Source organism: Enterococcus sp. LJL128, assembly GCF_056924295.1.
This window is the reverse complement of sequence record NZ_JBXPBP010000004.1, coordinates 95,299-108,533: the sequence shown is the minus strand read 5'-3', so window position 1 is coordinate 108,533 and position 13,235 is coordinate 95,299. Positions and strand designations below refer to the sequence as shown.

Here is a 13,235-nt window from a genome sequence, read left to right as displayed (position 1 = left end):
GTAATATCGTGACAGCATATCCGACACCTAAACCTTAGGAGGAATAAGCAATGAAAGAAGACCTTTTAAATATCTATAACAATTTCGATAGTAAAAAACTTGATGAACTATTTGATGACCTTGTCAAATACGTTAATAACTATGAATATGTATTTTCAAGATATACAGTGCTGGATTACCTTGAAGAAATGAAAAAATTCGATTCAAAATACTTTGTTATTGGGCATTCTGATGACAATTTTCTATTAGGTATTCCATATTATAAAAAGAATATTTTAGATGGGATTGACGAGCAGGAGATAACTAATCAGGTTACTTCTCTAATATGGGATTTGGGTACTTATATGACTGATGAAATATGTCCTAATTGCCATGAAAGTAATCTTCGATTAACAACCACTATTACTAAAAAGAATGAACTTGTTAAATTCTGTGATGAATGTTTATATAAGGGGATTTCTAACAAGTATGTAGACATTCAAGAAGAACTAATACCAGCAACTAAAACATTAATAACACATTCAATCGATGAATCTATAGAGGGATTATGATTTTAACTTGAGGTAGAACAATTGCAGTGAGTGTTTTGGAGAGTTATATGGGTTGATATTTCTATAATGTTGGATAAAAATGATTATACTTAAATGCCAATAGATGTAGTTATTCCTGTTGATTTAATGGAGCAACCCAGTCATTAAGAATGTTTTTTCCAATCATAAAAAAGGTGTCTATCTTATAACTAGCAAATTGATTGCTGGACATTACTAAAGCTGGCTTCTTTCAGCTTTAGTAATGTTTTTTTATGCTGGCGTTGTATAATTGAATTAGTTATTCCGTAAAATGAATAAATCATTGATAAAGAGCCATCTAGAAAGACAGGGGTGTTGATTGTGGTCAAGGAGCTTTCAGAAATGAGCTTAGAGGAATTGTGGCAGTTGTTCCCAATTTCGCTGGTCGAACAAAATACAGCATGGTCAAAGTGGTATACCGAGATTGAAGAAGAGCTGTTACAGCTGATTCCCAGTCAAAATCTTTATGCGATTACCCACATAGGGAGCACTGCAATAAAAAATATTCAGGCGAAGAACATTATAGATGTGGTAGTAGAATTAACGCCGGAAAGCGATATTAAAGAAATTGCAGAAGGGTTGGCGGAGAATAATTTTATTATTATGTCAGAAGCTGAACGTAGGATTTCCTTAAACAGAGGCTATACAAATAAGGGGTTTGAGGAAAAGGCTTATCATGTCCATTTGCGCTATCAGGGAGATAACGATGAAGTTTTCTTCAGGGATTATCTAAACAACCATCAAAAGATTGCTTTAGAGTATGAAAGGTTAAAAACGGAATTAAGTAAAAAATATAAATACGACCGGAATACCTATTCCGATAAAAAGGGCGAGTTTGTCAAAAAATGGACGGAGATTGCTAAAGCCGAAAAAACGATGAGGTTTCTGATTAAATAGAGGATAACATCGGGAAATACCCATGTTTAATCAGGATTGTCTGAAAACGTGTCTCTTCGATAGTTTTCAAATAGTCTCTAGTGAAAGAAGCCGTTTTTTTTATAAAATGAGATTTTTTTCATTTTTCGACGGCTACTTATAGTATAATTTTAAGAAATGATGGTTAGGAGTGAATAGGAATGATTAGAGTGGCGATTATTGGTTATGGGAATTTGGGACGGGGAGTTGAACGTTCGTTAAAACAAAATCCGGATATGGAACTAGTCGGGATTTTTACTAGAAGAGCACCTGAAGCTGTTCCGGCGGAAGGAGCAGCAGTTTATCCGATGGATGAGCTACAGAAGAAAAAAGAAGAAATAGACGTTTGTATTCTATGCGGCGGTTCAGCTACTGATTTGCCTGAGCAAACGCCGGAAATTACTAAGCGCTTCAATACAGTGGACAGCTTTGACACACATGCTAAAATTCCTGAGCACTTTGAAAAAGTGAATCAGGCAGCAAAAGAGAATCAGACTGTTTCAGTTATTTCCACCGGTTGGGACCCGGGATTATTTAGTCTGAATCGGCTTTACGCCCAAAGTATCCTACCTGTCGGTCAGACCCATACATTTTGGGGAAAAGGTGTTAGTCAGGGGCATTCTGATGCATTAAGAAGAATCTCAGGTGTTGTAGATGCGACACAGTATACGATTCCCAATAGTGAAGTTATTGAAAAATTAAAGGCTGGAGAAACGCTGGAGCTGACAACTAGAGACAAGCATTTTAGAGAATGCTTTGTTGTGCTGGAGGAGGGGGCGGATAGTGAGGGGATTCGAGCTGAAATTGTAGCAATGCCAAACTATTTTGCTGATTATGATACAGAGGTTCATTTCGTTTCTCAGGAAGAGCTAAACCAAAACCATAAAGCAATGCCTCACGGTGGTACGGTGCTTCATACAGGAAGCACTCACGAGGGAACCAAGCAAGTCGTTGAGTATAATCTGCACTTAGATAGTAATCCTGAATTTACAGCCAGTGTTCTTGTTGCGTATGCCAGAGCCTGCGTTCGTTTAGCCAAAGAGCAGCAGTTTGGTGCCTTTACGGTACTGGATATTGCACCGAAATATCTTTCGCCGATTGCCGCTGATATTTTGCGGAAAGAGCTGTTGTAGACTAGGGGTAAAAAAGTTTAATTATGAATCAGAACAAATACTTGAAGGGTTCATTTCTTCGAGTATTTGTTTTTTTTATCAAAAGCAAGTCATTGAACTTTTATCAATGATACTTATTGAGGTAAGGCTTTAAAAAATTTTGAAAAAGATTTTTTTCAAAACCAGTTACTCGCTTAAGCAACAAAAATATGATAAATTGCAGATGAATTTTAAGAGATAGTACAGACCCTTTCCAAGAGGAACCCTGTCTTTTCTTTTAAATGATTAGTGTATCAAAACTAGCTTGGAGGAGGGATTGAGATGGAAGCTTCTCAAGAAGAGCTAATCAGTGATATCTACAATCTCATAGTGAACCCGGGGACACGGGAGTGGGAACGTTCGCTGCTGGTTGCTGCTAAAAATTCGATAGAAGATACAGCTAATTTAAAAAAACAATTAGACAAGCTGGAGGGAGAGCTGCGCCCTCTTGCACTCAGAAATAATCTGACGCCGGATGTCGCGGATTTCTATTTGAAAATTACTGGTGAATCAGTAATCCACGAGAATGGGATACCTTTAAAACATTTGGAAGTAGATCAAGCGTATCAGGAACGGGCAATTTTTGCAGGAGGCTGTTTCTGGTGTATGGTAGAGCCATTTGAAAAGAAACCTGGCGTTATATCTATTTTGTCTGGCTATACAGGCGGAACGGTTTCCCACCCTACTTACGACCAAGTTCACGGCGGCTACACTGGACATGTTGAAGCCGTGGAAATTATTTTTGATACACGGCTAATCAGCTATCAAAGTTTAGTTGATTTATATTGGCAAATTACAGACCCAACCGATGCGCTGGGACAGTTTCAGGATCGGGGAAGTCAGTACCGGCCAGTTATTTTTGTGCAAGATGAAGCGCAAAGAAAAATTGCAGAGCAGTCAAAGCAATCATTGAGCGATTCTGGCAGGTACCAAAAACCAATTATTACTGAAATTAAGCCAGCCGCTACCTTTTGGCCAGCGGAAAATTATCATCAGGAATTCTATAAGAAACAACCGAAGAGGTATAAACGAATCAAGCGTGCCCGGAATCAGTTTTTACGCTATCAGCAGTTGAAGAGTAGGCTTCGAATAAGGAGAGAAGCAAAAAATAAAACAGGTCATGACTGAGGAAAATCTATTTGCAAAGCTGATTTGATGGCAAGGTAGACGATCAGTAATGACTTAATAATAGATTGGACTTAAAGAATATTGCGGACAGAAAGAAACTGTTAATAGTGAGGTTGGAAAGTTGAATACGCCAAACTTGCTTATTTTTCATTCATTTATGAACAGCAGGATAATTGTTTAAGCATTAAAATGATGAGATAAAAATATAAGTCGTTAAAGTTATTTTAGGGGGAACAAGGATTGAGGCATTTTCTTTTAAACAGATTAGAATTGAATATTGTGTAAGACGTATGAATTGATGAAACAGCCTCGCAATGCTTATAATGAAGCTAAGAATAGCTTTTAGTATGGGGGAGATTACAATGAAAAAAATACTTCATGGTTTGATGGTACTGAGTCTGATGGTGCCTTTTTTCGTGCCGGTTGCAAGCTTAGCCGTAGAATCTAGTGAAGAGGTTGCCGTGGAATCGTCACAGACAGCTGTTTCCACAAGCTCTGATGAGGAACCGCCAGTTTCAACCTCAGCTACAACAGCTATTAGTTCGGAAAGTGAAAGCTCTACATCAAGCAGCAGTTCAGAGCCTGCTAAAGCAAATGAATTACGTGTTATTGCAAAAACATCTATCAACAAGAGCTTAGAACAGTCTGAGAATAAAACGCAGCAGCTTCTAACATTGAAAATAGCTGGTGAGTTATTGATTAACGACCTTGACGGCAGGATTCCAACTATAACTGTAGCTGCGGATTTTATCCCGGAGCCTTTTGAAAATGGACTGCTGCGAGGTGCTGTACACAATGCTGCTGGCGAAGTAATCGGCACGTATCAGCTGCAGAAAGACGAACAAAATCAGGAGTCTGTTATCCAGCTGATAATAACGAATCCCACTCTAGGAGAAACAGGATTTTACTTGGAGTTCACGGGAGTATACACTGAAAATGAGAATCAGGTATTATCGATTATTAGTGAAGGACAAGAACCGTTTCAGTTGAACATTCCTGAAAATTTATTGGAACAGCCTGAAGCGTCCACGACAACCAGTTCTTCAGAGGCAAATTCTTCTGTTGCAGAAGAGACAAAGACAGAAACAACAGAAGATACCAGTGTTAATCAGTTACCCAATGAGATGAAAGCCAAGGATACTCGTCGTGCAGCGGTCAATGTCGCAGAGCTGTTCAGTCAGCTGGCACCGGGTGAAAACTTTGTTCGTTCCATCGATACAGCCTTTGAGCCGGATCCGGCAACGATTGACTCGGATATTCATTTTCAGCTAAACTTTCAGCTGCCGCCGATTATTCAGGATGAGCTTCAGGCCGGTGATTATTATGAACTGCCGTTGCCGGCAGGCATTGATGTAACTAGTTTGCAGTCAGGAGATTTAACGGATCCGGATAATGGAAATGAAAAGTATGGCGAGTATCAAATTGATCCAGTAACCAATACACTAAAGATTACTTTTACACAAAATACGAATGGTGATTTTTTACCAGCATCAGCTGGTCAAGTGAATTATACAGCTCATTTTGATTCCCAGGTTATCACTACACCGGGGACAAAGACATTCCATTATCCAATTGAAAGTCAAATCCCACCTTTTACAGTGGTCATCCATCCAAAGAATACTGATTCTATCAGTAAAAGCGGAAATAGTGACCGGGCGAAAAACCCTTCAAAAATCACTTGGAATGTAGACATCAACAAAGACCTTTCAACTTTAAAAAATGCCTCAGTTACGGAAGCATTTCCTAGTCAGGTTACTTATCAATCTGTAGCAATCTATCCAATTCAGCTGAACTTTGACGGCACAGTGGCTTCTGTAGGAACAATGCCTTTAAGCAGCTCTGATTATTCTGTAGATTCGGCTGGAAATGTAACTTTTCTATCAGATATCAGCAGTGCTTACCGACTGGTATACGAAACGACTATTAACGATGCTGCCAAGCCTGTGAATGGCGGTAGTCTGACAGTGACCAACAAAGCGACATTGAAGGCAGAAGGATTGGCTGATACACCGGCATCGGCTTCTGTGAGCTTGAATTATGGAAAATTTCTTGAGAAAAAAATGACTGCTTATCATAACGTCGGACAGACTTATGATTGGACAGTTCAATACAATTATGGTCAAAAGGATATTCCTATAGGGGTACCGATAACAGATACCTATTCTGGAAATATGGTGCTAACATCCGGAAACCCTAACAATTTAACGAGTGGTTCCAGTGATCCTGTCCTTTATTATGTGAACTTTGATAAAAACGGCAATCCTCAGAAAGGCAATCCAGTGCCGGAAAATGCGTATACGATTGCTAGAGATGAAGCAAACCATACGTTTTCCATTACTTTTAATGATAATGTTCAAAAAAATCAGGCAGTCAATATTTACTATACAACAAAGGTAACAGATGTTGTGTCAGATAATGGAAGCACCAAGATAACGAATAATATTTCATCAAATGGCATCACTCCCCCAGCACCCATTACTGAGACTCCTAAACAACAGACAATTATCAAGAATAAACCGGTTGTTGATAGAGGACCAAAGGTTGCCCATTGGACAATAGATATTAACAAAAATAGGTATCAAATTGAGAACGCGGTAATCCGGGATACTGTTAACGGGGCAACCGAAGGCTATATTTCGTTGCCGTATACAACTGTAGGCGTGCCGACAAGCTATGGCGTAAGACTGGTAAATCAAAATGGGGAAGTTCTGGTGAGCGGCGTTGATTATGATTTCACGACACACTCATCTGGGGCGAACTATGATTACTTTACAGTGACACTGAAAGGAAAGTATGCCTCCACCACAGATTCCTTTAAAATGAGCTACTATACTTGGTATGACGTTTCAAAAGGGGTTGAAACCCCTACCTATACGTTCTCCAATAGAGTAGGCATTGACTGGACAACTGACGGTAAAAACTATCACAGCGACAGCACGAATGGTTTTACAGCCAGCACGGAAGAGGCCAATCAGGGCACGAAGTCCGGCAGCTATAATCCGCTGACTAAAGAGATTACTTGGACGGTTGTAGCTAATTACAACAATGTGGGTGTTGCCGCGTTTGGCTTTTTGGATTCAATCACGGGGAATCAGCAGTTTATTGATGGTTCATTGTCGATTGTTCGAGGAAATATTAATCCTCAAGGCAGATTTTCAGCTACAACAAATCCTCTTTATTCTGGAGAGCAGGTTGAAAATCCATATATTTCGTATACATCGCCGAGTGCGAATGTCCCATTAACAGTTGATTTTGGCAAAAGCATCCCAATTCCAGGCTGGGATCAAAGCCAGCTGCCGGGAGATACACCTATGGTTTTTCAGCTAACGTTTAAAACTAGTCTAAAAGGGCAAATTGTTAATAATGCGGCAACTTACCATAATATTGGGAAAGTATTTATTGGTGATAAAGAAGAGAATCTGCCAGCGGATGTCTCTATTGCATACGCAGGAGAAGAAGTAAATAAATCCGCTGCGTATGATGCAGCGTCCGGGCTGATAACCTGGGATATCTGGGTCAATAGAAGCCAGTCAGCCTTGCTGCGTCCAACATTAGTTGATAACCCCTCTTCTAATCAGACTGTTAATGAACAATCTGTTCGGGTCTACAGAGGAAACGTTGCAGCGAATGGTTCGATAACTAAAGGGGCTTTGGTGCCAAGCAGTCAATATACAATCAGGCTTGAAACAGATAATACGACTGGGAGTGAAGAACTGGCAGTTGTTTTTGATAATATCGAGGAAGGAAATGGAGCCGCTGCGGGTGTCATCGAGCAGCCCTATCTTGTAGAATACACCACTACGCCTAATTTTTCTGCTCAAACTGAAACAGTATCTAATACAGCGAAATTAGTTAGTGAAGGGGGAGAAACGGTCGGACCTCCTTCAACCTCGAATAAACAGGTCAAGATTGAAACCAGTACCGGTGTTGCCTGGGGAGTGAAAGGCAGCTTGACCATTCAGAAAACAGACACTTTTGGAAGTGTTTTACCGGGAGCCAAATTACAATTAATTCGACACTATTTAACAAGTAATGGGCCGGCAGATAAAGTTCTTTATGAGGTAACAACCGATGAGAGCGGAAAAGCAGTATTTTCCAATCTGGTTTATACACAGAAAACCGGAAATAATCCATTTGTTTATTTATTAAAAGAAGTGGAAGCACCAGACGGCTATACTATTAGCGAGGAGCTTCTCAATGGACAAGAAATTACAGTAGATGCTGCTACATCTGCTTTGGGTGCTGTTACACCAGTTCTTAATGAGCGGGTAACGCTTCATGTAAATAAGAAGAATGAACTTGGTTTACCAGTTGTCGGCGCTCTTTTCCGCTTGAATCATGAAGTTAATGGACAAATGGTTCCTTTTAATGAATATCCCCCAGTACGTTCAACAGATGCCGGATTTTTCCTGTCCGGATTGAAAGACGGGAATTATGAGTTGGCTGAAGTAGTACCAGGAGATAACTATTTACTGAATAATAAACCCCTGCCATTTACAGTGGCTAAAAAAGCCAATGGACAGCGGGGCGTATTTATTAATAACGGTATGACTGAGGTTAACTCACTTGATTTTGTTAACTACCAAGCCTCAGCTCAGCTGCTGAAAACAAATGAAGATGGTCAAGGATTAAATGGTGCTGAATTTAAGCTGCAGCGTGCTGATTACGGCAGCTCCGAATATAGCGATGTTCGTTCAGCTATCGTGAGTACGACTCGTAACGGGCAAGATGGCGTTGTTTTTGTAGACTATTTAGGTCCAGGCTTATATCGGTTGATTGAGACAGCTCCTGCTGAAGGTTATTATCTAAATACAACCCCTGTTGATTTTACTGTAGGGCTTTTTGCTAGTGAGCGGCCTGAAACGATTCAGACATCAGTAAATGGAGCTTCAGGATTAGTAAACTATAAGGGAACTGCTTCCTTTATGAAAACTGATAATAAAGATACACCGCTGCCAAATGCCGAATTTGAATTACTGGATGGGCAAAATCAGCCTGTTTTGGATGATTCGGGTTCTCCAATCACTATTATTTCTGGAGCCGACGGGAAGCTTATTGTTGAAAATCTTTCCCCTGGAACACAATATGGACTAAAAGAAATTGAGGCGCCTCAGGGATATGTTTTGAACGATACAATTCTAAAATTCACCATGCCGGTGAGTACCGCTGGATCTTCTAACGACAACGCAGTAATTAACCAGCCGGAAGATAAGCTAGTTTATGAAGAAGCAGTTCCGTTTAAAAACTATAAAGGGATTGTGCGCTTCACTAAACTTGGTCAGGATAAACTTTCGGACAGTAGCGATCAGGTGCCTTTAGCTAATGCACGTTATCATTTGTTCGAGGTTGAAAACGGAGTTGAGCAGCAGATTACTTCTCCTGATTACGGTGCAGATGAAGAAGGCTATTTCAGCTCGAATGAAGAGGGCTATATTCAGGCAGGAGATTTAGAACCAGGAAGTTATTATTTTAAGGAGGCTGTTGCACCCGCTGGCTACATTTTGGACACAAAGACAATCCCATTCACGATTCCAGCTGAAGGGATTGGCGATCCGGGAATCATGGAGCTTAATCAGAATGGCATTAATTACAAAGGAGCTGCTTTTTTCGTCAAGCATAATGAAAAAGGAGCAGCAGTAGCAGATGCCGAATTTGATGTTCTGCTGAAAAAGCAAAATGGTACAGAAGTTGTTAATCATGTGGTTAGCGATGAACAGGGTAGGGTCTATGTCGAAGGACTGGCTCCCGGAGATTATGAGTTTTTAGAAACTGGAACGAAGAACAGCGAATATATTACCAACACGGAAGCAATATCCTTTAGTATCTCTCAAGAATCAGACGGCCAGCCTCAAGTAGTATCGGCTCGTGAAAATGATGAACCATTTATCAACTATCTGGGCAGTGCGCAATTAATAAAAACCAATAATATTGGCCAACCGTTAGCAGGTGCGCAATTTAAGGTGATTAAATCCGGTGACAATCCTGACACTGGAAGTCCTGTGGGAGGGAATGAGGCTCTGGAGTCTGATGAGCAGGGCCGGGTAACCGCAATAAATCTAGCGCCGGGAAGCTACGAATTTGTCGAAACTAAAGCGCCGTCAGGCTATCTTTTAAACAGCACATCGGTACCTTTTGTTATCAGCAGTTCAGCAGCTGGTCAGCCGGAAACAGTAACTGAAAATCAATCTGGTCTGTTAACGCAAATTAATTACAAAGGGACAGCTAAACTGCTTAAAACCGACAGCAACGAGCAACCGCTTGGCGGAGCTCATTTCAAACTAATAGATGGACTGAGCGGAGAAACGGTGCAAACTGACTTAGTTAGTCAGCCAGACGGCTTCGTCACAGCAGAGAACTTAGCACCAGGAACCTATCGCTTTGTTGAAACCCAAGCGCCAGACGGCTACTTGTTGAATACGCAGGAATTAAAAAACTTCGTTATTCCTGAGACTGCTCAAGGTCAGCCGGAAGCTATAACATTGGATGTGAATGAAGATACTTTGACAGCTGTCAATTATCAGGGTAGTGCCAGGATTACCAAGATGGATGAAGCGGGTAAACCGATAGCAGGAGCCTTCTTCAAGGTAGTGAATCAAGAAGGAAAGACTATTTCTGGTCAGGAAGCTATCAAATCGGATAGCTTGGGACAAGCAACTGCAAAAAATCTGGCGCCGGGTACGTACCGATTTGTTGAAACTAAAGCACCTTCCGGTTATGTCCTAAACACAAACCCGTCGGATACATTTGAAATACCTGATGAAGCAGAAGGACAGCCGTTGATAATAGTTGTTGGCAGCAATGGCAAACAATTAGAGCTGACTAATTTTAAAGGAACGGTTCAGTTTAAAAAAGTAGACGAACAAGGGCAGCCGTTGAAAGATGCGGTTTTCGAAATTCGAAACGGACAGACAAACAGTGTTGTGCCTGGCTATGATTTTCTAGTTTCGGATCAAGATGGACTGGTCAAAGCGACTGGCTTGAGTCCTGGTGAATATCGATTGGTTGAAACAAAGGCACCAAACGGTTTTGCAATTAATACAGAGGCTTTGTCCTTTACAATTGAATCAGAGGCTGATAAACAGCCAGTGAAAAATTTAGGTAGTTTTATCAATTATGAGGGATCAGTTGTACTGACAAAACGCGAACGTGAAAATGAAAAAAATGTTTTGTCAGGAGCAGTTTTTGAACTGAGAGACGGAACTGGCAAGGTTCTTCAAGAAGGATTAGTGTCTAATGCTGCTGGTCAGATTATGGTGGCAAACTTGGCACCAGGAAGCTACACATTTGTAGAAACCCATGCACCAAACGGCTATCTTAAAGATAGTTCACCGGTTGGCTTTACAATTGCGGCTGCTTCTCAAGGAAAACCTAAAGCAGTTCAAGTAAGTAAGAAGAACAGCGTGTCGCCATTGCCTCATGCTGGTGACAGTCAGAGCTTTACGCTTATCTTTATGGGATTAAGTGTGATTGCTGGAGCGCTGTACTTGTTCTTTCGCAGAAAAAGGGCATAAATAGGAAATGCAGGTCATCGTTCTATAAGGGAATCATGACCTGCATTTTCTATTTTTCATGGTATAAAAACAGCAGGTACGGCTTGAATGTGAATTAGTACTCCCATAGGATTGTTAGAACAACTTCTGCATTACTTCTGGAGTGATGAATGAAAACATTCTTAACGGAGATAGAAGATTCACTGGTATAATAGGCAGGTGTAAGAGTATAGTGTTTGGGTTTATTGAGGAAAGCCGCTATACGGGAATTATATTGCTAAATGAAGAGGAGAGATATAAAAATGAATGCTTTTATCCTAATGCTTCCGTTGTTAATCATCCGCTTCGCTATTTTAGGTGTTCTAAATCCTAAAGCAGCTTATTTTGCGCCTCTATCAGGTAATGAAAGAATAGCCTACTATATTTATCAGGTAGCCAATCTGGTATTATTAATTTTCCCATTGTTCTTGAAACTGACATTCAAGTTTCCTAACAGCTTGCTAGGGCTAGTCGTTTATCTGCTGGGGATTCTACTTTTGCTGATTACTACAATTAATTTTGCCCGACCTAAAAATTCGGGACTTAGAACACACGGACTATATTATTATTCGAGAAATCCTATGTATGTTGGCTACTTTTTTTTCTATTTAGGCTGTGCCACCCTAACCGAGTCACTGGTGCTGCTTATTAGCCTAGTTTACTTTCAGATATCCGCCCATTGGATTATTTTGTCTGAGGAACGATGGTGCAAAAAAGAGTTTGGTGAGGCGTATTTGAATTATTGTCAGCAGGTTCGACGTTATTTATAGATTGTCTATATCGAAATAATTTATACATATTTCTCAATTCTATGAGTAATAGAGGTGGAAAGAAAAATAACGGAGTGCGCTTTTTTTTGTAAATAAAACCATTGCTTTAGTTTTATGTAATAGCTACCTTTATTCTTTTTAGTTAAATTATTAATTTTTGTGGTATTATTTTTATATCTATAAGAAAGATAAAAGCCTGTTTGTTTTATCTATTCTTTTACGAAAATGCTGCTAACTTGAAGAATATAATAATTTAAAAGGATGGGATTTTAATGAAAACGATATTTATTGGAAACTACAAAGGTGGCGTAGGAAAAACTACGAGCGTACTTCTATTAGGAAAACATTTGGAATCGAAAGGAAAGAAAGTACTACTCATGGATTTAGATCCACAAAGCTCATTAAGTGAAATTTGTGTTAGGAAATGCGGGCGTTCCTTAACTGATTTAAACCCAAATCAAACATTAAATTATGTATTTGATTTATCAATAGAAAATATTCGTAAAGGATATAATCTAGATATTGAGTTTAATTTAACACATCTGATTAATGAATATGAACCAAATTTAGATTATATTGCATCCAGTCTATATTATGAACATGATTTGGGCTTAGATGAGATTAATATGAACATGGAAAAGGATATAAGGTTTTTTTCTATATTGGCAAAATTGATAGATAAAATAAAAAGAGTTAAGGATTATGATTATATTTTAATTGACTGTCCCCCAAATAGTAGTATTATTACTCAAAGTGCTTTTATGCTGTCTGATTATTATTTAATACCTACAATCGTTGACTCGATTAGTTCTCAAGGTATCATGCACTACATTGGAACTATTTCAAAAGTTTATAGCAGGTACTGTGAAAAACATGAAGATCGTTTATTATTTCAACATTGCTTTGGAAACGAACCACAATTACTGGGTATTTTCTATACTCTTATTAGAGGGCAGGTTGATTATGGGGATATTGTTCAAAAAATGCAGACTGAACTTCAAGCTATGGATAGAGTACAGGATATTTACATATTCGAAAACTTTACAAATAACTATGTAGATATTACGAGAGGAATTGCGGCAGATGACCCAGATAGTATTCCAGCATCGAAAGATACGTATGATGAAATAGCTGGAGAGTTGTTAGCTAGAATTGCCGAGTTGTAAAATTATT

General features: G+C 39.5%; 7 protein-coding genes. All 7 read left to right on the top strand.

What is annotated here, in order from left to right; genetic code table 11:
* Positions 1–50: 50 nt before the first annotated feature.
* The 7 genes from AC1Z3K_RS07060 (at position 51) to AC1Z3K_RS07030 (ending at position 13,228) form a co-directional block, all read left to right on the top strand.
* On the top strand, positions 51–551 hold the full coding sequence (locus AC1Z3K_RS07060) for a hypothetical protein (RefSeq protein WP_461732302.1): 501 nt from the start codon (positions 51–53) through the stop codon (positions 549–551).
* A gap of 360 nt (positions 552–911) precedes the next feature.
* Entirely contained in the window at positions 912–1,466 is a 555-nt protein-coding gene (locus tag AC1Z3K_RS07055; RefSeq protein ID WP_461732301.1) for a GrpB family protein, read from the top strand.
* A gap of 179 nt (positions 1,467–1,645) precedes the next feature.
* On the top strand, positions 1,646–2,617 hold the full coding sequence (locus tag AC1Z3K_RS07050) for a diaminopimelate dehydrogenase (protein WP_461732300.1): 972 nt from the start codon (positions 1,646–1,648) through the stop codon (positions 2,615–2,617).
* 300 nt (positions 2,618–2,917) lie between these two features.
* Positions 2,918–3,763, top strand: coding sequence for a peptide-methionine (S)-S-oxide reductase MsrA (gene msrA, locus AC1Z3K_RS07045; RefSeq protein ID WP_461732299.1), 846 nt, complete (start codon positions 2,918–2,920; stop codon positions 3,761–3,763).
* Between the two features lie 362 nt (positions 3,764–4,125).
* Positions 4,126–11,274 (top strand): SpaA isopeptide-forming pilin-related protein, encoded by a 7,149-nt coding sequence (locus AC1Z3K_RS07040; protein WP_461732298.1) that lies wholly within the window; start codon positions 4,126–4,128, stop codon positions 11,272–11,274.
* 281 nt (positions 11,275–11,555) lie between these two features.
* Positions 11,556–12,062: a methyltransferase family protein gene (locus AC1Z3K_RS07035; protein WP_461732297.1), complete on the top strand. Its 507-nt coding sequence runs from the start codon at positions 11,556–11,558 to the stop codon at positions 12,060–12,062.
* Between the two features lie 272 nt (positions 12,063–12,334).
* Positions 12,335–13,228 (top strand): ParA family protein, encoded by an 894-nt coding sequence (locus AC1Z3K_RS07030; protein WP_426083718.1) that lies wholly within the window; start codon positions 12,335–12,337, stop codon positions 13,226–13,228.
* Positions 13,229–13,235: the final 7 nt, after the last annotated feature.

Excerpts from the sequence above, each read along its gene's own strand:
- AC1Z3K_RS07060 (WP_461732302.1), top strand. The coding sequence starts at position 51 with ATGAAAGAAGACCTTTTAAATATCTATAACAATTTCGATAGTAAAAAA.
- AC1Z3K_RS07055 (WP_461732301.1), top strand. The coding sequence starts at position 912 with ATGAGCTTAGAGGAATTGTGGCAGTTGTTCCCAATTTCGCTGGTCGAA.
- AC1Z3K_RS07050 (WP_461732300.1), top strand. The coding sequence starts at position 1,646 with ATGATTAGAGTGGCGATTATTGGTTATGGGAATTTGGGACGGGGAGTT.
- msrA (WP_461732299.1), top strand. The coding sequence starts at position 2,918 with ATGGAAGCTTCTCAAGAAGAGCTAATCAGTGATATCTACAATCTCATA.
- AC1Z3K_RS07040 (WP_461732298.1), top strand. The coding sequence starts at position 4,126 with ATGAAAAAAATACTTCATGGTTTGATGGTACTGAGTCTGATGGTGCCT.
- AC1Z3K_RS07035 (WP_461732297.1), top strand. The coding sequence starts at position 11,556 with ATGAATGCTTTTATCCTAATGCTTCCGTTGTTAATCATCCGCTTCGCT.
- AC1Z3K_RS07030 (WP_426083718.1), top strand. The coding sequence starts at position 12,335 with ATGAAAACGATATTTATTGGAAACTACAAAGGTGGCGTAGGAAAAACT.